Here is a 20,404-nt window from a genome sequence, read left to right on the forward strand (position 1 = left end):
GTGTGTCCCGTTCAGCCGAGCGCCTGGCTCACGATCGCGAATGCGCGCAGCGCCGGGTCGCGCGCGGGCGTCGCACCGCGCGCCATCGTGACGACGGTATCGACGCGCGGCAGCCCGAGCCCGTCCAGCCAGTCGGACAGCCCGCTGTCGCTCGGCAGGTCGACCCGCACGAACATCCCTTCGTTCAACGCGAGCCAGTGGCTGATGAGCGCCTGCGCGCGCAGCGCATCCGGCGCGATCACCGGGCCGATCACGTGGCCGGGGCCGAAGCGGCGGAACAGCGCGAAGCCGAGCAGTTCGCCGTCGCGATCGAGCGCGATGCCGTTCGCGACGTCGAGCAGCGCGTCGGTCACCGCGCCGCGTTCGTAGCCGGCCGCGCGCGATGCGAGCGCGGCGAGGCGCGGCCCGTCGTTGGTGCCGAGCGGGCGCAGGCGCTCGCCGGGCGGCAGCGAGATCAGCGGTGGCCGGAACGCCGCGCCCTGATGCTGGTTGATCGTATCGATCGGCTCGAAGCCGAACGCCGCGTACAGCGGCTCGCGTCCCGGCATCGCATGCAGAAAGACGGTTCGTGTGCCGAAGCCGTCGAGCGCGCGGGCGAGCAGCTCGCGCTCGATGCCGCCGCCCGCGCGCTCGGGCGACACGATCACCATGCCGAGCGCCGCGTGCGATTCGCCGAGACGCCAGCCCAGCGCGGTCCCCACGACGCCGGTCTCGTCTTCGGCCACGATGCCGCCGCCGAGCTGGAGCACGAAGCGCCAGTCTTCGAGCCGGTGCGGCCACTTGACCGCCTCCGACAGCCGATGGGCGGCGGGCAGGTCGGTTTCGGCGAACGGGCGATAGATGAGCGTGCGGGAAGGGTTGAGGTCGGACACGCCGGACTCCGGATGGGTGGAAATGACGCATTCACTCTGCCAGCGCGGGTGCGGCGCGGATAGGACGATTCGCCTGTTTTCCGGCGGTGACGGGCGCGCCCGCGAGATCGATGCAAACCCGTTCGATCGACGCGGACGAACGCGCTGATCGTGCCGGCGCGGCCGGTCAATCCCGCCACTCGTGCTGTGGAAACGCCACTACGATTAATGCACGGCGGCGCTGCCGCCTGCCGGAGGGCCGCACCGGCAGGCGAGCCCGCTGCGGCAGCACGGCACCCACCGGCCGGCCCTGCCCCGCCGCGCCCGATCGCACCGCAGATCGTGCTGCATGTGCCGGGCAACTTGCGGCGATTGTGCGTTTTGAGCGGCGCCGAACGATGCGCGAACGACTTTTTGCCCTGATTCAATTTCGTTAAACCCAGCCCATCCCCCGGCCCTGCCGGGGCTTCACACCGACAGGACCTGACCATGATCCAGTTTGAACCGAAGTACATCACCTTCGACTGCTACGGCACGCTGACCCATTTCCGGATGGCCGAGACGGCGCGCGAAATCTATGCGGATCGGTTGTCGCCGGCCACGATGGAGGCCTTCGTGCGCGCGTTCGCCGCCTATCGGCTCGACGAGGTGCTCGGCGCGTGGAAGCCGTACCGTGACGTCGTCGTCAACGCGGTCCGTCGCACCTGCGCGCGGCTCGGCGTGAAGTTCGACGAAGCCGAGGCCGAGCTGTTCTATCACGCGGTGCCGACGTGGGGCCCGCACCCGGACGTGCCAGCCGGGCTGTCGCGGCTGGCGTCGAAGTACAAGCTGGTGATCCTGTCGAACGCGATGGACGACCAGATCATGAGCAACGTCGACAAGCTCGGCGCGCCGTTCCACGCGGTGTTCACCGCGCAGCAGGCGCAATCGTACAAGCCGCGGATGCAGGGCTTCGAATACATGTTCGACAAGCTCGGCTGCAAGCCGGAGGACGTGCTGCACGTGTCGTCGAGCCTGCGCTACGACCTGATGACGGCCGAGGATCTCGGGATCAAGCACAAGGCGTTCGTGAACCGCGGCCACGAGCCGGGCACGCCGTTCTACAACTATTACGAAGTGTCGGGCATCGACCAACTGGCGACGCAGCTTGGCCTGTAAGTCGCCTGCGCCGGCCGATTCATCGATCGGCGCGACGGGACGGGACTCGACCGCGATGCCGTCCGAGCCCGTCGCGTCCCGTCGCGTCCCGTCGCGCGTTCGATCAGCGTACGAAGCGAGGGTAATTACCGATATCGAGTCGTTCAAGGCGGGGCCGCCCGGGCCGATATATGTACCGAACGGTTAATATTTCGAGGCCCCCGCATGAAGTTGTCCACCAAACTGCTGATGCTCGTCGCCGCGGCGCTGCTCGGCGTCGTCCTGCTCGCCGCGTTGTCGCTGCACACGCTGCGCGACGCGCTGATCGACAGCCGCCGCGAAGAGATCGTCATTCTGCTGACCAAGGCCGAGCATCTGGTCGATTCGTATCGCGCGATGCAGACCAGCGGCACGCTCACGCAGGAGCAGGCGCAGCAGCAGGCCAAGGCCGCGCTGGCGGCGCTCAACGCGAATTCGAAGAGCTACTTCTGGGTCACGACGTCCGACGGCGTCAACCTCGTCCACCCGAACGCGAAATTCATCGGTACGCGCGCGAAAGGCAACCGCACGACCAGCGGCCTGACCGACAGCGAGGCGTACCGCGCGGGCATGGCGCAGTCGCATTTCGCGCTCGTCGACGTGCTGATCAAGCGCAGCCCCGACGCGGACCTGGAGCCGAAGCTGCAGGGCGTGGTCGCGATTCCGGACTGGGACTGGTGGATCGGCACGGGATTCTTCTACGACGACATCAATGCCGCCTTTACCCGGCTCGCGATGGTGCTCGGCGCCGTCGCGCTCGTCATCGCCGTGGCGCTCGCGGCCATCGCATGGGGCGTGCTGCGCAGTGTCAGGCGCACGCTGGGCGGCGAGCCCGCGCATGCGACGCAGATCGCCGCCCGCATCGCCGCCGGCGAACTGGACGTGCAGTTCGATACGGCGCACGCGGCGCCCGGCAGCCTGCTCGTCGCGCTGGGCGACATGAAGGCGCGGCTGACCGACACCATCGCCGAGATCCAGACCACGACCCACTCGATCGCCACCGGCACCGGCGAGATCGCGCAAGGCAACCTGGATCTGTCGCAGCGCACGGAGCAGCAGGCCGCGTCGCTGCAGGAAACGGCCGCGAGCATGGAGCAGATCACGTCCACGGTCAAACAGAACGCCGACAACGCGCGCCAGGCGAATGCGCTCGTGGCCCAGGCGAAGGGTGCGACCGAACTCGGCGGCGCCGCCGTGCAGGCGGTCGTCGAAACGATGCGGCAGATTTCGGACGGATCGGTGCGGATCGCCGACATTACCGTCGTCATCGAAAGCATCGCGTTCCAGACCAACATTCTCGCGCTCAACGCCGCGGTGGAAGCCGCGCGGGCCGGCGAGGAGGGGCGCGGGTTCGCCGTCGTCGCGTCGGAAGTCCGCTCGCTCGCGCAACGCAGCGCCGCGGCCGCGAAGGACATCAAGGGATTGATCGACGCGTCGGTCGAGCGGGCCGGCAGCGGCAGCCGGCTCGTCGAGACGGCCGGCGCGCGCATGACGGAGATCGTCCGGTCGATCGACCGGGTGGCCGACATCATGGGCGAGATTTCGGCGGCATCGGCCGAGCAAAGCACCGGCATCGAACAGATCGGGCTGGCGGTCGCGCAAATGGACGAAGTCACCCAGCAGAACGCCGCACTCGTCGAGCAGGCGGCTGCGGCCGCCTCGTCGCTGGACGAGCAGGCGGCGCGCCTGCGGGCCGCCGTATCGGTATTCCGGCTCGCCGCGTGACGGCTTCGCGCCGGCCGCAGGCGGCTGGCGCGTCCTCCTGCCTTCGGTGCGCCGCGCCGGCACACGCCCGGCGTGCGCGCCGACATGCCGGTGAGGGACTCCCAGCCCATCGATTTCCTGCCGCGATAGCGCGGGTAGGGGCGTCGGTGTTGGCTGCGCGACTTCGCATATTGCTCGCACGTCGCGTTGATCGGGCCGCGTCGCCGACTGGCGGCGCGGTTCCTGACGGCTGTACGGGCCCGGTTTCGGGGCAGTCCCGTCATTCTCCCGTCTTCCCTCAAAGCCGTTCCGATCGAGCGGCATTCTTCTGAACTTTCCTGCGCGACGTGCCGTCGCGATCCCCACCGCTGAAGCTCGTGCATGCGGCGATCTGCCGCAACCTGCCGCTCGTTTCGGCCGTCGTCGGCATGCGCGCACGCATTCGACACAAACGTGCGGTTTGCGTGAGCCAAACGCGCGCCGGATGCCGAACGGGCAATTTTGTCGGCGCAATCTGCGGCGGCTGCGGCCTTACGATTTCCTGCATCGACACGGGTTCGGCAGCCGCCGCGACACGCCGCCGGGCACACGGCGACTCGGATGCGCACGCAGCAATTCATGCTGCGCGGGCGGCTCAAAACGGTCGATTCGTATCGTGCGGGCCGCCCGAATCGCGACAAACCGCATTTTGGCGATGCTTAAATGAATTGCATGACGACGTTGCGACCGCCACCAGCACGCGGGCGCGGCGGGATTCGAGAACCACGCTGGACCCAAGACCCCACTTTCCACAGTCAGGAGCAGTTCGGATGAGCGACGATATCGACAATGGCGGCAAGGGCGGCTTCACGCGCCGCGACATGATGAAGGTCATGGCGGCGAGCGGCATGATGGCCGCCGGCGCCGGCGGACTGCTGATGACCCCCGGCTCTGCCTTCGCCGCGCCCGCGCCGAAGCGCGGCGGCAAGATCCGGGTCGCGAACGAAGCCGGCTCGACGGCCGATACGCTCGACCCGGCCAAGGGCTCGACGGGCGCGGACTACACGCGCTTCTTCATGTTCTACAGCGGCCTCACGCAGCTCGATGCGAGCCTGACGCCGCAGATGAACCTCGCCGAGTCGCTGCAGACGACCGATGCGAAGACGTGGATCATCAAGCTGCGCAAGGGCGTCACGTTCCACGACGGCAAGCCGGTCGGCCCGGCCGACGTGGTGTTTTCGCTGATGCGCCACAAGAATCCGGCCACCGCGTCGAAGGTCAAGACGCTTGCCGAACAGTTCACGGATGCGAAGGCGACCGGCCCAGACGAAGTCACGTTGACGCTCGCCAGCGCGAACGCCGATCTGCCGGTGATCCTCGCGACGCCGCAGCTCGTGATCGTCAAGGACGGTACGACCGACTTCTCGACGGGCATCGGCTGCGGCCCGTACAAGCTGAAGTCGTTCAAGCCGGGCGTGTCGACCGTCGGCGTGCGCAACGACAGCTACTTCAAGCCGGGCAAGCCGTATCTCGACGAGATCGAGCTGATCGGCATCAGCGACAGCGCCGCGCGCCTGAACGCGCTGCTGTCGGGCGACGTGCACCTGATCAACGCGATCGATCCGCGCTCGACGCAGCGGGTCTCGTCGACGCCGGGCTACGCGCTGAAGGAAACCAAGTCGGGCCTCTATACCGACCTGATCATGCGCAGCGACAACCCGATCGTCGCGAACCCCGATTTCGTCGAAGGGATGAAGTACCTGTTCGATCGCGAGCAGCTCCGCACGGCGGTGTTCCGCGGCTACTCGGTGATCGGCAACGACCAGCCGATTCCGCCGGGGCATCGCTACTTCAACGCGTCGCTGCCGCAGCGGGCGCACGATCCGGACAAGGCGAAGTTCCTGCTGCAGAAGGCCGGCGCGCTGGGCGCGTCACTGCCGCCGATCTATGCGACGTCCGACGCGAACGGGTCGATCGAAATGGCCGTGCTGCTGCAGCAGGCCGGCCAGAAGATCGGGCTGAACCTGCAGGTCAACCGCGCGTCGCCCGACGGCTACTGGTCGAACCACTGGATGAAGCACCCGCTGACCTTCGGCAACATCAACCCGCGCTCGAGCGCCGACGTGCTGTTCACGCAGTTCTTCAAGTCGGATGCGCCGTGGAACGAGTCGGGCTGGAAGAACGCGAAGTTCGACCAGTTGCTGCTCGCCGCGCGCTCGGAAACCGACGACGCGAAGCGCAAGCAGATGTACGGCGACATGCAGGTGATCGTCGCGCAGCAGGGCCGGGTCGGCATTCCGGCGTTCATCAGCTTCCTCGACGGCTACGACAAGCGGCTCGCGGGCCTCGGCTCGATCCCCACCGGGCCGATGATGGGCTTCACGTTCGCCGAGAACGTGTGGTGGAACGCATGACGTTGTGGCTGGCCGCCGTCGCGCGGCCGGTGCGGACCACCGCGCCGGCCACGCGCGGTTTTTTCTGGAGTGCCGCACCATGAACCGAATTCTCATCGGGCTGATCGGCCGGCGTATCGCGGTCACCGCGCTGACGCTGCTGATCGTGTCCGCGATCATCTTCACGATCACGAACCTGCTGCCGGGCGACGCCGCGCAGGCCGCGCTCGGCCAGTCGGCGACGCCGGAGACGGTCGCCGCGCTGCGCCAGCAGTTCGGCCTCGACATGCCGGCGCACGTGCGTTACGTGCACTGGCTCACCGGCCTGTTGCACGGCGATTTCGGCCGGTCGCTATCCGGCGACATGCCGGTGTCGGAGCTGATCGGCGGGCGCCTGCCGAAGTCGCTCACGCTGGCGGCGATCACGACCGCCGTGTCGGTGCCGATCGCGCTGTTGCTCGGGATCCTCGCGGCGGTCAAGCGCGAGTCGGTGATCGACCGCGTGATCAGCCTCGGCACGCTGTCGCTCGTCGCGACGCCGGAATTCCTGATCGCGACGGTCGCCGTGCTCGTGTTCGCGGTGAAGCTGCGCTGGCTGTCCGCGCTGTCGTACAGCGGCCCGATCGAAAGCCTGCACGATTTCCTGCGTGCGTACGCGATGCCGGTGCTGACGCTGTGCGCGGTCGTGATCGCGCAGATGGCACGCATGACGCGCGCCGCGGTGATCGAGCAATTGAGCGCGTCGTACGTCGAGATGGCCACGTTGAAGGGCGCGAGCCCCGCACGCGTCGTGCTGCGCCATGCGCTGCCGAACGCGATCGGCCCGATCGCCAATGCGATCGCGCTGAGCCTGTCGTATCTGCTCGGCGGCGTGATCGTCGTCGAGACGATCTTCAACTATCCGGGCCTCGCGAGCCTGATGGTCGACGCCGTCAGCAACCGCGATTTCCCGTTGGTCCAGGCGTGCACGCTGATCTTCTGCGTCGCTTACCTGACGCTCGTGCTGTTCGCCGACCTGTGCTCGATCGTGTCGAACCCGCGACTGCGCACCTGAGTGTTTCGTCTTTCTTCCGAGATGTCGCCCATGCAACCGATCGAACCCGTACAACGCAGCAGCGCGCTGCCGCCCTCCGGCGATCCGCCCCTGGGGCGGGGCAGCGTGCCGCCTGCCGCGCCTGCACCCGACCAGCCGCGCAAGCGCCGCGCCGCGCGCATCGCCTTGACGACCGGCGGCCGCGTCGGCGCGTCGATGGTCGGCCTGATGCTGTTCGTCGCCGTGTTTGGGCCGCTGATCGCGCCGCATGACGTCGGCGCGATCGTCACGCCCGACGTGTTCGCGTCGTTCAGCGCGAAGCTGCCGTTCGGCTCCGACTTCCTCGGCCGCGACATGCTGAGCCGGATTCTGTACGGCACGCGGCTGACCGTGCTGCTCGCGCTGGCCGCGGTGCTGCTCGCCGCGGTGACCGGCACGACGCTAGGGCTCCTCGCGACCGTGTCGGGCCGCGCGGTCGACGAGACGATGAGCCGGCTGCTCGACGCGCTCACGTCGATTCCGTCGAAGATGTTCGCGCTGATGCTCGTCGCCGCGTTCGGCTCGTCGCTGCCGCTGCTGGTGCTCACCGCCGCGATCAGCTACATGCCCGGCTCGTACCGGATCGCGCGCGCGCTGGCCGTCAACATCAGCACGCTCGAATTCGTGCAGGTGGCCAAGGCGCGCGGCGAAAGCGCGCTGTACATCGCGTGCGTCGAAATGCTGCCGAACATGATCCACCCGATGCTGGCGGACACCGGGCTGCGCTTCACGTTCGTCGTGCTGCTGCTGAGCGGCCTGAGCTTTCTCGGGCTCGGCGTGCAGCCGCCGTATGCGGACCTCGGCTCGCTCGTGCGCGAGAACATCGCGAGCCTCGGCGACGGCTCGGCCGTCGCGATCATGCCCGCGGTCGCGATCGCGATCCTGACGGTGGGCGTCAACCTGATGATCGACGGCTTGCCGCATCGCGGCCGCCGCAAGGGCGCGGCCGGCGCCGCCGGAGGACACTGATGCGACACGAATCGAACCCGCTCGTCGAGGTGCGCGGGCTGCGCGTGGTCGGCGGCCGGCCGGGCGGCGAGGAAACGACGATCGTCCACGGCGTCGACTTCGAGATCGGGCGCGGCGAGGTGCTCGCGCTGATCGGCGAATCGGGCTCCGGCAAGACGACGATCGCGTTGTCGCTGATGGGCCATGCGCGCGCCGGATGCCGGATCGCCGGCGGCTCGGTGAAGCTCGACGGCACCGACGTGTGCACGCTTTCCGCGGAGGCGCTGACCGCGCTGCGCGGCCGCAAGGTCGCGTATATCGCGCAGAGCGCGGCCGCCGCGTTCAACCCGTCGCGCACGATTCTCGACCAGGTGATCGAGAGCGCGCTGATCCACAAGACGATGACGAAGCGCGACGCGCAGGCGAAGGCGATCGAGCTGTTTCGCGCGCTCGCGCTGCCGGAGCCGGAGACGATCGGCAAGCGCTATCCGCACCAGGTGTCGGGCGGTCAACTGCAGCGGCTGATGGCCGCGATGGCGCTGATCACCGATCCGGAGCTGGTGATCCTCGACGAGCCGACCACCGCGCTCGACGTGACCACGCAGATCGACGTGCTGCAGGCGTTCAAGAACGTGATCCGGCGCTACGGGATGAGTGCGGTGTACGTGTCGCACGACCTGGCCGTGGTCGCGCAGATGGCCGACCGGATCGTCGTGCTGAGCGACGGCGTGATCCGCGAGGCGGGCGACACCGAACAGATCCTGCATGCGCCGACGCATCCATACACGCAGAGCCTGATCGCGGCGGTCACGCCGAACGATGCCGAACGCGACGCGCCGGCGCAGGCACAGGAGCCGGCCGCGCCGGCGCCGCTGCTCGACGTGCGCGGCGCGATCGCCGGTTACGGCGGCCGTACCGCGAAGGGCTGGCCCGCGAAGGTGATCCTGCATGAAGTCGACCTGCGCATCGGGCGCGGGCAGACGGTCGGCGTGATCGGTGAATCGGGTTCCGGCAAGACGACGCTCGCGAAGGTGATCGCGGGCCTCGTGCCGGCGACCGGCGGCGCGATCCTGCTCGACGGCGAGCCGCTCGCGCGCGATATCGCCAAACGGACGAAGGAGCAGCACCGCCGCGTGCAGATCGTGTTCCAGAACGCCGATACCGCGCTCAACCCGGTGCATACCGTCGAGCGCACGCTCGCGCGGCCGCTCGCGTTCTACCACGGGATCAAGGGCGCGCGTGCACGCCAGCGCGTCGCGGAGCTGCTCGAACTCGTGCGGCTGCCGCCGGCGGTCGCGTCGCGGCGTACCGGCGAGCTGTCGGGCGGGCAGAAGCAGCGCGTGAATCTCGCGCGTGCGCTCGCGGCCGAGCCCGACCTGATCCTGTGCGACGAGGTCACGTCGGCGCTCGACACCGTGGTCGGCGCCGCGATCATCGAGCTGCTGCGCGACCTGCAGGCGAAGCTCGGCGTGTCGTACGTGTTCATCACGCACGACATCGCGAAGGTGCGCGCGATCAGCGACGACATCGTCGTGCTGTATGCGGGCCGCCGCGTGGAGACGGGCAGCCGCGACGCGCTGTGCGCGCCGCCTTATCACCCGTATTCGCATCTGCTGGTGTCGTCCGCGCCGGAGTTGCGCGCGGGCTGGCTCGACGATGCGGCCGAGCGTTGCCACCGGCCGCTGGTGCCGATCGGCGAGCGCGAGAACGAGGCCGAGCTGTGTCCGTTCCTGTCGCGCTGCGCGATGCGCGTGGACGGCGTGTGCAACCGGACGGCCCCGTCGCTGCGCACGCTCGGCAACGGCGCGCAGGTGCTGTGCCATCGCAGCGAGGAGGATCTCGCGCGCTTCCAGGCGGAGCCGATTCCCGCGGGTGTCACGCCGGTGCAGCTGTAGTGCGTGGCGCGCGAACCGTTCATCGCGCGGTGCGGTAAACAGGCCGCCGCATAGTCTGCTGCGGCGGTCGCGCAAAACGGCAATTTGTACGCGTGCCGCGCGCGAATACGCGGCAACTGCGGTTTTTGACGGTGATTAAATGATTCTCATTGAACGGTCGCCGATCGTCGTTGCCGGCATGCACAAGAAGGACCCAATGAAACTGGAATCGTACTGGCTGGATACCCGTCCCGCGTTTCACGCCGGAAGCGAAGGGCCGGTCGAAGGGCGCGCGGACGTGGTCGTGATCGGCGGCGGTTTCACCGGCTTGTCGGCGGCGCTCGCGCTCGCGCAGCGCGGCGTCTCGGTGGTCGTGCTCGAAGCCGCGCAGGTCGCCGGCGAAGCGTCCGGCCGCAACGGCGGCCAGTGCAATACGGGCGTCGCGCAGGACTACGCGTCGCTGGCCGCGCGCATCGGCGCCGCGCAGGCGAAACAGTTTTATCGCGCGTACGAAAGCGCGGTGAAGAGCGTCGAGACGATCGTGACCGAACAGGCGATCGACTGCGATTTCCGGCGCGCCGGCAAGCTGAAGCTCGCCGCGAAGCCGCAGCATTTCGCGGGGCTCGAAAAGACCTTCAACGCGTTGCGGCGCGACGTCGATCCCGACATCGAGCTGATCGAGCCGTCGAAAATCCGCGATGAAATCGCATCCGACGGCTTTTACGGTGGGCTCCTGCAGCACAACGGTGCGCAGATGCACATGGGCAAGTTCGGCGTCGGCCTCGCGCAAGCGGCCGTGCGGGCCGGCGCACGTGTGTACGAGCACGCGGCCGTCACACAGCTCGACAAGCTCGACGGCGAGCGCCACCGGATCACCAGTGCCCGCGGCACGATCGTCGCCGACCGCGTGCTGGTCGCGACCGGCGCATCGCAGCACGGGCCGTTCGCGTGGTTCCGGCGACGCATCGCGCCGGTCGGCAGCTTCATCGTCGTGACCGAGCCGCTGCCCGACGCGCAGTTGAACCGGCTGTTTCCGCATCGCCGCGCATACGTGACGTCGCGCCAGATCGGCAACTACTTCCGCGTGACGCCCGACAACCGGCTGCTGTTCGGCGGCCGTGCGCGCTTCGCGATGTCGAGCCCACGCTCCGACGCGAAGAGCGGCGACGTCCTGCGTGCCGGCATGGCCGGCTACTTCCCGGAACTGGCCGGCGTGCGGCTCGACTACTGCTGGGGCGGCCTCGTCGACATCACCGCCGACCGGCTGCCGCGCGCGGGCCAGCACGACGGCCTCTATTACTCGATGGGCTACAGCGGCCACGGCGTGCAGATGTCGGTGCACATGGGCCGCGTGATGGCCGACGTGCTGTATGGCGCGGCCGCGTCGAACCCGTGGCGCGAGCTCGAATGGCCGGCGATACCGGGCCATTTCGGGCACGCGTGGTTCTTGCCGCTCGTCGGCGCGTATTACCGGATGCAGGATTTCCTGCATTGAAGCGAGCGCCGGGAGAAATCGACATGACAGTGCAATTCGTTGGCTCGCCGCGTGTCGCGCGGCCGGTCTCGCCGGCGATCGGCGACGTGCTGCGCACGATCGACGCGTCGTTCGCGCAGCCGCTGAACCTGGACACGCTCGCGGCGGTGGCCGGGTTGAGCGTGTCGCGTTTCACCGCGCGTTTTCGCAGCGAAACCGGGCTGTCGCCGCACCGGTATCTGTGTCTCGTGCGGATACGGCGGGCGCAGGACCTGTTGCGCGCCGGTCTCGCGCCGTCGGTCGTCGCGACCGACGTCGGCTTCTTCGATCAGAGCCACCTGTGCCGGCATTTCCGGCGCGTGCTCGGGATCACGCCGCGCGATTACGTGGTCGCCCGAACAGGCGGCGCGCCGGTGCGAACGCCATCGACGCGCCTGCGCGCCGAACGCCGCGAAGCGTCGTGTCACGCGGCATAAGCGCACGCATGGACGACATGCGCCGCTGAGGGTGTCCGGCAGAAACGCCGGCGAACGACGATTTCCGATATCGCGTGACAGCTTTTGAACGAATCCGTCACGCACTGCACAGGAGCAGAAATGACCGCAGTTTTCGTGTTGCACCGGGCCGACGGCGCACCGTCTTCCACCGCATTCCGCAAGCAGGCGTTCGGCGCGAGCGATCCGTTCGCGTCGCATCGCGAGATTGCGTGGGAAGGCCCCGACGCGATGGCCGCGGGGCGGATCGTTTTCGTCGGCGAACTGGACGTGTCGAGCTTTCCGCACATCGAAACCGTCGTCGTCATCCAGGGCGAGCTGACGCTCGAAGCGGCCGGGGCCGCACCGCTGGTGGTCGGCCCGGGGCAAGGCGCCGTCATCGGCGGCGGCACCGCACTGCACATCGCCGCGCAATCGCCGGTGCTGCTGACGTTCTGCGCGGCAGCGTGCGCGCAACCGACGAAACGCGGCGTCTTCGCGCTGCACGCGGACGCGGACTTCAAGCCGTCCGCCACGCTGCCGGCCGAGGTGCTGCTCGGCCCCGCGCCGCAATGCCGCAGCGACAACGTATTCACCGACGACGGCGCCGGGTACTGCGCGGGTACGTGGGATTCGACGCCGTATCACCGGATCGTCCGGCCGCATCGCGCGAACGAGTTCATGTTCCTGCTGGACGGCGGCGTCCGGTTCGCGGCGCCCGACGGCAGCGTGCAGTCGCTCGGTACCGGCGATGCGCTGTTCGTGCCGCGCGGCGCGTCGATCGGGTGGGAAAGCAGCGAACGCGTGGCGAAGTTCTACGTGATGCAGAACGTCAAACCCTCCACCGAACGAGACTGAGCATGTCCCCTCCGCTGCGCCATATCGAAACCTTGTCCACGCCGCCGGCCGCGGCCGACGTCGTCGTGATCGGCGGCGGCATCATCGGCGTCTTCACTGCCTATTATCTGGCCCGCCGCGGCCTATCGGTCGCGCTCGTCGAGAAGGGGCGCATCGGCGCCGAGCAGTCGAGCCGCAACTGGGGCTGGTGCCGGCAGCAGAACCGCGACGAGCGCGAATTGCCGATGGCAAGCAAGAGCATCGATCTGTGGGAACGATTCGCCGCCGAATCCGGCGAGGACACGGGCTTTCATCGCTGCGGGCTGCTGTATCTCAGCAATGACGAGGCCGAGCTGTCCCGCTGGGCCAGCTGGGGCGAATTCGCGAAGACCGCGGGCGTGACCACGTACATGCTCGACAGCAAGCAGGCCGCCGAACGCGGACGGGCCACCGGGCGGCAGTGGAAGGGCGGCGTGTTCTCGCCGACCGACGGCACGGCCGATCCGGGCAAGGCCGCGCCGGCCGTGGCCGCCGCGCTGATCAAGCTGGGCGGCAGTGTCCACCAGCACTGCGCGGCGCGCGGCATCGAACTCGAAGGCGGCCGCGTCGCGGGCGTCGTCACCGAGGCCGGCGTCATCAAGACCCGAACGGTCGTGATGGCCGGCGGCGCATGGGCGTCGTCGTTCTGCCGCCAGCTCGGCATCCGGTTTCCTCAGGCGTCGATCCGTCAGTCGATCCTGAGCGTGTCGCCCGTCGACACGCCGCTGCCGGATGCGATGTACACGTCCGGCGTGTCCGTCACGCGCCGCAGCGACGGACGCTACGCATTGGCGATCAGCGGCCGCGCGCGCGTGGACCTGACGCCGCAGTTCCTGCGCTTCGCGCCGCAATTCGTGCCGATGTTCGCGAAACGCTGGCGTAACCTGCTGCCGGGCGGCCTCGAAGGCGTGCGCGGCGGCCACGAAACGTTGAAGCGCTGGCGCCTCGACGCGCCGACGCCGATGGAAGCCGTGCGCATTCTCGATCCGAAGCCCGACATGCCGACGGTCGCCGAAACGTACCGCCGCGCGGCCGAACTGTTGCCCGAACTGCGCGACGCGAAGATCACGCACGCGTGGGCCGGGTTCGTCGACAGTACGCCGGACGGCGTGCCGGGCATCGGCGAAGTGCCGGGCGTGCCGGGGCTGATCCTCGCGGCGGGTTTTTCGGGTCACGGCTTCGGGATCGGCCCGGGCGCCGGGCACCTGATCGCCGATCTGGCGTCCGGTGCGCAACCTTTCGTGGACCCGGCGCCGTACCGGCCCGGCCGGTTCAGCGAGTCCGCATGGGGCAAGGTCGCCGATTTCTGATGCAACGCCGTCACATGGATGAGAGGCCGCCTGTATTCGACGCACATCGAGCCGGACCGCCCGCGCGCGGCCGGATCGGTGCGGTGAGCGTTCGCCGGTCCGACAGTGCGATGCGACAGCTTGGGAGTGCCTGATGCGTTTCAGTTCGTACTGGCTCGATACGTCGGAGCCATTCGTGAGCCACTCGCCGGAGTTGCCCGACGGCAGCTGCGACGTGCTGGTGGTGGGCGGCGGGATCACGGGATCGGCCGCCGCGCTGGCGCTGGCCAGGAAGGGCGCGCGCGTGATCGTCTGCGAGGCGGGCACCGTCGGCCAGGCGGCGTCGGGTCGCAACGGCGGCATGTGCAACAACGGCTTCGCGCAGGATTACGCGTCGCTGTCGCAACGCCTCGGCACGGAATTGGCGAACCGGCTCTATCTGGCGTTCGACGCGGGCGTCGACACGGTCGAGCGGCTCGTCAGGGAAGAGTCGATCGATTGCAATTTCGCCCGCACCGGCAAGCTGAAGCTCGCGGCGAAGCCCGAGCACTACGACAAGCTCGCGCGCAGCCAGGCATTGCTCGCGGCGAGCGTGGACCCCGACACGCGCCTCGTGACGAAGGCCGAGCTGCGCGACGAGATCGGCTCGGATCGTTATCACGGCGGGCTGCTGTTCGGCAAGAGCGCGGGGATGCATGTCGGCCGTTACGTACGCGGCCTGGCGCGTGCTGCGCAGGCGCGCGGCGCGCACATCGTCGAGCAGGCGCCGGTGCTGGAATTGAAGCGGGACACGCGCGGCACCTATGCGGCGCGGACCCCGCTCGGCGAGATCCGTGCGCGCCAGGTCCTGCTCGCGAGCGGCATTTCGCACGTCGGGCCGTTCGGCTGGATTCGCCGCAGGGTCGTGCCCGTGGGCGCCTTCATCATCGTCACCGAGCCGTTGCCGCGCGAGCTGCTCGATCGCCTGCTGCCGACGCGCCGGATGGCCACCGACACGAAGAACTTCGTCAACTTCTTCCGGACGACGCCCGATGGCCGTCTGCTGTTCGGCGGCCGCGCGCGGTTCGCGACGTCGAACCCGCGTTCGGACGAAAAGAGCGGCGCGATTCTGCGGCGTCAACTGGCCGCCGTGTTTCCCGAACTGGCCAGCGTGCGCATCGACTATTGCTGGGGCGGAATGGTCGACATGACGGCCAACCGGCTGCCGCGCGCGGGCGAGCGGGACGGCGTTTACTACTCGATGGGCTATAGCGGCCACGGTACGCACATGGCCACGCTGATGGGCACGTTGATGGCCGAGATCATGGACGGACGCGCTGACCTCAACCCGTGGAAAGGTTTCGACTGGCCCGCGATTCCGGGTCACTTCGGCAAACCGTGGTTCCTGCCGTTCGTCGGCGCCTGGTATCGACTCAAGGACAAGCTGCAATGAATTCCCCTGTTGTTCACCTGATGCAAGCCGGCCGGCTCGATCGCTTTTTCATCGACGGCGACTGGGTGCTGCCCGACGGCAGCGACCGGTTCGCGGTCGTCAGCCCGTCGACCGAAGACACGCTGGGCGAGATCCCGCTCGGCAGCGCGCGCGACGCCGACCGCGCGGTGCAGGCCGCGCGCCGCGCGTTCGAGCGCTGGTCCGCGACTTCACCGCAAGAACGCGCCGCGCTGCTCGATCGCATCCATGCGCTGATCCTGGAGCGTGCGGAGCTGTTCGCCACCGCGCTCGCGCTGGAAATGGGCGCACCGATCAGCTATGCGCGCGCCGCGCACGTGCCGCTAGCGGCCGAACATATCCGCGTAGCACGCGACAACCTCGCGCGCTACCCGTTCGTCGAGCGGCGCGGGACGACCGCGGTCGTGCGCGAGCCGATCGGCGTGTGCGCGCTGATCACGCCGTGGAACTGGCCGATCTACCAGATCACCGCGAAGGTCGGGCCGGCGCTCGCGGCAGGCTGCACGGTGGTGCTGAAGCCGAGCGAGCTGTCGCCGCTCAGCGCGCTGCTGTTCGCGGAAGTGATCGCCGATGCGGGCGTGCCTGCCGGCGTATTCAATCTCGTGAGCGGCAGCGGCGAAACGGTGGGCGCCGCGCTGTCGTCGCACCCGGACGTCGACATGGTGTCGATCACCGGATCGACGCGCGCCGGCGTGCTCGTCGCGCAGGCGGCGGCGACGACCGTCAAGCGCGTCGCGCAGGAGCTCGGCGGCAAGTCGCCGAATATCGTGTTGCCGGATGCGGACCTGTCGCGCGCGATCCCGCCGGGCGTCGCCGCCGCGTTCCGCAACATGGGGCAATCTTGCAGCGCGCCGACCCGCATGATCGTGCCGCGCGCCGTGCTCGGCGCGGTCGAGGCGCTGGCCGTCGCGACCGCGCAAACGCTCGTGGTCGGCGATCCGTTCGACGAAGCCACCACGCACGGGCCGTTGGCCAATCGCGCGCAGTTCGGGCGGGTTGCGCAGATGATCGACGTGGGCATCGGCGAACGCGCGAAGCTGATCGCCGGCGGCCCTGGGCGGCCCGCGGGTCTCGACCGGGGCTTCTATGCGCGGCCGACGATTTTCTCCGACGTGCGCACCGACATGGCGATCGCGCAGCAGGAGATCTTCGGCCCGGTGCTCGCGATCCTGCCTTACGACACCGTCGACGAAGCGATCGCGATCGCGAACGACACGGTCTACGGGCTCGGCGCGCACGTGCAGGGCACCGACAAGGAACACGTACGCGCGGTGGCTGCCCGCATCCGGGCGGGGCAGGTGCATCTGAACTACCCGGCATGGGACCCCCAGGCGCCGTTCGGCGGGTACAAGCAATCGGGCAACGGCCGCGAGTACGGGATCGAAGGGATGGAGGAGTATATGGAGATCAAGTCGATCGTCGGCTTTTACGACTGACACGGCGGCCGCGCGCGATCGCGCCGGCAGTACGGCTGAACCCTTTTACTTTCCGCAGGTGCCGAAATTGGAATTGGATAACCCCGTCATCCCCGACCCGTTGCTGCATGCGCATCACGCGCACTGGGCGAAGCTGCGCCGCGACCTGCATGCGCATCCCGAGTTGCGATTCGAAGAGCACCGGACGGCCGACGTCGTCGCGCGCGAGCTCGAAGCGCTCGGCTATGCGGTGTCGCGCGGGCTGGGCGGCACGGGCGTCGTCGCGAGCCTGCCCGGCGCCGATCCGACCCGCGGCATCGTGCTGCGCGCCGATCTGGACGCGCTGCCGATCCACGAAGCCAACGACTTCGCGCATGCATCGTGCACGCACGGGATCATGCACGCGTGCGGCCATGACGGCCATACCGTGATGTTGCTCGGCGCCGCACGCGTGCTGAAGGATCTGCCGCAGTTGCCTGGCACCGTTCACTTCGTGTTTCAGCCGGGCGAAGAGGGCGGCGCGGGCGCGCGCAGGATGATCGACGACGGGCTGTTCGAGCAATACCCGACGGAAGCGGTATTCGGCATGCACAACTGGCCCGGGTTGCCGGCCGGGCATTTCGGGTTGCGCACGGGCCCGATCATGGCCGCGGGCTCGCGCTTCAGGATCACGGTGACGGGCAAGGGTGCGCACGCGGCGCAGCCGCATCTGGGCATCGATCCGGTGCCGCTCGCGTGCTCGATGGTGCTGCAGTGTCAGACCATCGCCGCGCGGCACAAGGATCCGGTGGATCCCGCGGTCATCTCCGTCTGCATGTTCCATGCGGGCACGACGGACAACGTGATTCCCGACACCGCCGAGCTGCGCGGCACGATCCGCACGCTGTCGTCGGCATTGCAGCAGAAGCTGCAGCGCGACGTGCGGCTTGCGTGCGAAGGGCTCGCGGGGGCCTATGGCGCGCAGGTCGACGTGGAATTTTTTCAGTACTACCCGGCGACGGTCAACACGCCGGCCGAGACGGCGCTGTGCGAAGCGGTGATTCGCGACACGTTCGGCGACGCGCGCGTCGACCGCGACGTGCCGCCGAACATGACGTCCGAGGACTTCGGCTTCATGCTGGAGGAGCGGCCGGGCGCGTACGTGCTGATCGGCAATGCGCAGGACGGCGCGAGCGCACCGGCGCTGCACCACCCGAAATACGACTTCAACGACGAGATCATTCCGGCCGGCGTCCGCTATTGGGTCGCGTTGGCGCAGCATTACTTCACGCGATCGCCGTGATGCGCGAAGCCGGCATTGAAGTCGGGCCGTGGCGCACGACGACACTTTTGATTGCTTGATGAAACGGGAAAACGAGATGAACGATTCCAACACGATGCCGGCGCTTCGCTACCGGCGCTTCACCGCCGCGGACGTCCCCGCGGCCCATGCGCTTACCGTCGCGCTTCGCTGGCCGTTCAGGGCGGAAGACTGGCAGTTTTCCGCGGACACTTCGACCGCGTTCGCGGCCGAGGAAAACGGCGTGGTGATCGGCACGGCGATGTGCTGGAAGTACGGTGCCGATCGCGGCGCAATCGGGCATGTCATCGTGTCCGACGCGCATCAGGGGCGAGGCATCGGCCGCAAGCTGATGGAGATGCTCATCGACGAGCTGGGGCCGCGCATCACGTTTCTGCATGCGACGCCGGCCGGCCGGCCGCTGTACGAGAAGCTCGGCTTCAACGTGTGTGGATCGCTGGGCCAATATCAGGGGAACGTGGTGCGGCCGGCCGACGTGGTTCTGCCCGAAGGCGTGCGGCTGCGGGCCGGAACGCCGGCCGACTGGCCGCGCCTCGTCGAGCTGGACGCGCGCGCGTCCGGCCTCCAGCGCGATGCGCTGATGGCCGCGCTGTTCCAGCGCGGTGAAAGCGTCGTGCTCGAACGCGATGGCGAGGTGGTCGGATTTTCGGTGCTGCGGCGTTTCGGGCGCGGCGACGTGATCGGCCCGGTGGCCGCACCGCGCGCGAGCGACGATGCGTATGCGAAGGCGCTCGTCAGCCATTGGCTGACGCAACGGGAAGGCGAATTCGTCCGCATCGACGTGCCGGACGGGACCAGTTTGCCGGACTGGCTGGCCGAACAGGGTTTGGCGCGGGTCGATACGTGTTCGAAGATGGTGCGCAACGCGCCGGCGTCGGCGCACGAAGGGCCGGCCGACCCGGCCTGCGGACAGTACGCGCTCGTCAGCCAGGCGATGCTGTAGGCCGCGGCTATGTCCGCGGGATTGCCTCGCACGCCTGGTGACCTCGGCGCGCCCGGCCCGGTTGCTCGTCGATCGTGCGGGTCAACGGCGACCGGACCACGGGCGTGCAAGCCCGATCGCGCTTTGCCCGGCAGCGCCCCATGCTCGCCGTCAGGATGCCTGCGCGGCGGCCCGGCGTTGCCGGGCCCGGGCGGCGATCGCTTTACTTCACCGGGGTAAGAACCGGCGCGCCCTTGTTCTTGAGCAGAACCACGATGAATTTCGCCGGCTTCGTGCTGCTGGCGTTTCGTCCGACCGTGTGCACGTCGTCCGGTCCTTCATGGTACGTGTCGCCGGCATGGAGCGTGACCGTTTTCCCGCCGTTCAGGCCCATCACGATGCTGCCGTCGAGCACGTAGACGAATGCGTGTGCATCGTGGCGATGCACGGGATCGACGGCGCCGGGCGGATAGTCCACGGCGATCATCTCCACTTCCTTGCCCGGATACTCGGGCAACGGCTCCGTGGACAGTTGCGTCACCGTGGCGTGCGGAGCGGCGGCGGCCGGCTGAACGGGAGCCAGGAGCGACAGCGCGAGCGGTGCAAGCGCGAGCATGAGGCGTTTCATGTCGTTACTCCAGGTTGGCCTTGTCGAGCCCGAACATCTTGTCGAACGAACCGGGCACGACGCGGAACGCGACGTTCAGCCGGTTCCAGCAGTTGATGGCGCCCACGAGGACGGTGAGATCCGACAGCTCCTTCTCGGAATAGTGGCCCCGCACGCGTTCGTAGAGCTCGTCGGGCACGCCGTGCGACGGGATCTGCGTCAGCGCTTCGGTCCATGCGAGCGCGGCGCGCTCGCGCGGCGAGAACAGCGTCGACTCGCGCCAGATCGCGACGTGATGCAGGCGCAGTTCGCGCTCGCCGTGGATCTTTGCCATCTTGGTGTGCATGTCGACGCAGAACGCGCAGCCGTTGAGCTGCGACGCGCGAATCTCGACGAGCTCGCGGATCGGCGTCTCGATCGTCGTCTTCTGAAACAGCCCGTCGAGTTCGACGAGCTTCTTGGTCAGTTCCGGCGATTGCTGGAAGTAGTTGATACGTTGCGTCATGATCTGTTTTCCTTAAATGTGGAATCGCGACTGCCGGCCGTGCATGTGGCGCCCCACGCACGGCCTGCCTGACAACCATCGTAATCGCGGGCCACG

17 protein-coding genes and 1 pseudogene are annotated in these 20,404 nt (G+C 68.4%); 14 read left to right on the forward strand and 4 right to left on the reverse strand.

The window, feature by feature from the left end; translation table 11 throughout:
- Positions 1 to 11: 11 nt before the first annotated feature.
- A complete protein-coding gene (locus CFB50_RS36250) occupies positions 12 to 872 on the reverse strand; it encodes a GNAT family N-acetyltransferase (protein WP_089449213.1) in 861 nt (286 codons plus the stop codon).
- A gap of 468 nt (positions 873 to 1,340) precedes the next feature.
- Here CFB50_RS36250 and CFB50_RS36255 point away from each other — a divergent pair, with 468 nt between their 5' ends.
- Together CFB50_RS36255 and CFB50_RS36260 are read left to right on the forward strand one after the other, a co-directional pair.
- On the forward strand, positions 1,341 to 2,009 hold the full coding sequence (locus CFB50_RS36255; protein ID WP_089449214.1) for a haloacid dehalogenase type II: 669 nt from the start codon (positions 1,341 to 1,343) through the stop codon (positions 2,007 to 2,009).
- A 204-nt stretch (positions 2,010 to 2,213) separates the two neighbouring features.
- Positions 2,214 to 3,752 (forward strand): methyl-accepting chemotaxis protein, encoded by a 1,539-nt coding sequence (locus CFB50_RS36260; protein ID WP_089449215.1) that lies wholly within the window; start codon positions 2,214 to 2,216, stop codon positions 3,750 to 3,752.
- 65 nt (positions 3,753 to 3,817) lie between these two features.
- Here the strand turns inward: CFB50_RS36260 and CFB50_RS40595 are convergent.
- Positions 3,818 to 3,949, reverse strand: a pseudogene (locus CFB50_RS40595) (RNA-guided endonuclease InsQ/TnpB family protein); the annotation flags it as partial.
- Between the two features lie 591 nt (positions 3,950 to 4,540).
- Between CFB50_RS40595 and CFB50_RS36270 the strand changes: the two are divergent.
- The 12 genes from CFB50_RS36270 (at position 4,541) to CFB50_RS36325 (ending at position 19,217) form a co-directional block, all read left to right on the forward strand.
- Positions 4,541 to 6,124 carry an ABC transporter substrate-binding protein gene (locus tag CFB50_RS36270; protein WP_089449216.1) on the forward strand — a complete coding sequence of 528 codons (1,584 nt, stop codon included), beginning with the start codon at positions 4,541 to 4,543 and terminating at the stop codon, positions 6,122 to 6,124.
- Positions 6,125 to 6,203: 79 nt separating this feature from the next.
- Positions 6,204 to 7,157: an ABC transporter permease gene (locus CFB50_RS36275; protein ID WP_069250081.1), complete on the forward strand. Its 954-nt coding sequence runs from the start codon at positions 6,204 to 6,206 to the stop codon at positions 7,155 to 7,157.
- A 30-nt stretch (positions 7,158 to 7,187) separates the two neighbouring features.
- Positions 7,188 to 8,144, forward strand: a complete 957-nt coding sequence (locus CFB50_RS36280) for an ABC transporter permease (protein ID WP_069250082.1) — start codon at positions 7,188 to 7,190, stop codon at positions 8,142 to 8,144.
- Positions 8,144 to 10,018: an ABC transporter ATP-binding protein gene (locus tag CFB50_RS36285; RefSeq protein WP_089449217.1), complete on the forward strand. Its 1,875-nt coding sequence runs from the start codon at positions 8,144 to 8,146 to the stop codon at positions 10,016 to 10,018. Before CFB50_RS36280 ends, CFB50_RS36285 begins: the two co-directional genes overlap by 1 nt.
- A 196-nt stretch (positions 10,019 to 10,214) precedes the next feature.
- Positions 10,215 to 11,492, forward strand: a complete 1,278-nt coding sequence (locus CFB50_RS36290; RefSeq protein ID WP_441299796.1) for an NAD(P)/FAD-dependent oxidoreductase — start codon at positions 10,215 to 10,217, stop codon at positions 11,490 to 11,492.
- 23 nt (positions 11,493 to 11,515) lie between these two features.
- On the forward strand, positions 11,516 to 11,947 hold the full coding sequence (locus CFB50_RS36295) for a helix-turn-helix domain-containing protein (RefSeq protein ID WP_069250084.1): 432 nt from the start codon (positions 11,516 to 11,518) through the stop codon (positions 11,945 to 11,947).
- 120 nt (positions 11,948 to 12,067) lie between these two features.
- Positions 12,068 to 12,802: a cupin domain-containing protein gene (locus tag CFB50_RS36300; RefSeq protein WP_089449219.1), complete on the forward strand. Its 735-nt coding sequence runs from the start codon at positions 12,068 to 12,070 to the stop codon at positions 12,800 to 12,802.
- 2 nt (positions 12,803 to 12,804) lie between these two features.
- Positions 12,805 to 14,130, forward strand: coding sequence for an NAD(P)/FAD-dependent oxidoreductase (locus CFB50_RS36305; protein WP_089449220.1), 1,326 nt, complete (start codon positions 12,805 to 12,807; stop codon positions 14,128 to 14,130).
- Between the two features lie 133 nt (positions 14,131 to 14,263).
- On the forward strand, positions 14,264 to 15,541 hold the full coding sequence (locus CFB50_RS36310) for an NAD(P)/FAD-dependent oxidoreductase (protein WP_089449221.1): 1,278 nt from the start codon (positions 14,264 to 14,266) through the stop codon (positions 15,539 to 15,541).
- The gene (locus tag CFB50_RS36315) at positions 15,538 to 16,995 is read left to right on the forward strand and encodes an aldehyde dehydrogenase family protein (RefSeq protein ID WP_089449222.1); all 1,458 of its coding nucleotides are present in this window, start codon (positions 15,538 to 15,540) and stop codon (positions 16,993 to 16,995) included. Before CFB50_RS36310 ends, CFB50_RS36315 begins: the two co-directional genes overlap by 4 nt.
- Positions 16,996 to 17,068: 73 nt before the next feature.
- The gene (locus tag CFB50_RS36320) at positions 17,069 to 18,256 is read left to right on the forward strand and encodes a M20 aminoacylase family protein (protein WP_089449223.1); all 1,188 of its coding nucleotides are present in this window, start codon (positions 17,069 to 17,071) and stop codon (positions 18,254 to 18,256) included.
- A gap of 58 nt (positions 18,257 to 18,314) precedes the next feature.
- Complete coding sequence (locus tag CFB50_RS36325; protein ID WP_089449549.1) at positions 18,315 to 19,217, forward strand: GNAT family N-acetyltransferase; 903 nt, start codon at positions 18,315 to 18,317, stop codon at positions 19,215 to 19,217.
- A 202-nt stretch (positions 19,218 to 19,419) separates the two neighbouring features.
- Here CFB50_RS36325 and CFB50_RS36330 read toward each other — a convergent pair whose 3' ends face one another.
- Together CFB50_RS36330 and CFB50_RS36335 are read right to left on the reverse strand one after the other, a co-directional pair.
- Complete coding sequence (locus CFB50_RS36330) at positions 19,420 to 19,824, reverse strand: cupin domain-containing protein (protein ID WP_089449224.1); 405 nt, start codon at positions 19,822 to 19,824, stop codon at positions 19,420 to 19,422.
- 4 nt (positions 19,825 to 19,828) lie between these two features.
- Complete coding sequence (locus CFB50_RS36335) at positions 19,829 to 20,308, reverse strand: carboxymuconolactone decarboxylase family protein (RefSeq protein WP_069250092.1); 480 nt, start codon at positions 20,306 to 20,308, stop codon at positions 19,829 to 19,831.
- Positions 20,309 to 20,404 lie beyond the last annotated feature (96 nt).

Origin of the sequence: Burkholderia sp. AU33423 (genome assembly GCF_002223135.1) — a bacterium.
Taxonomy (GTDB): Bacteria; Pseudomonadota; Gammaproteobacteria; order Burkholderiales; family Burkholderiaceae; genus Burkholderia; species Burkholderia lata_D.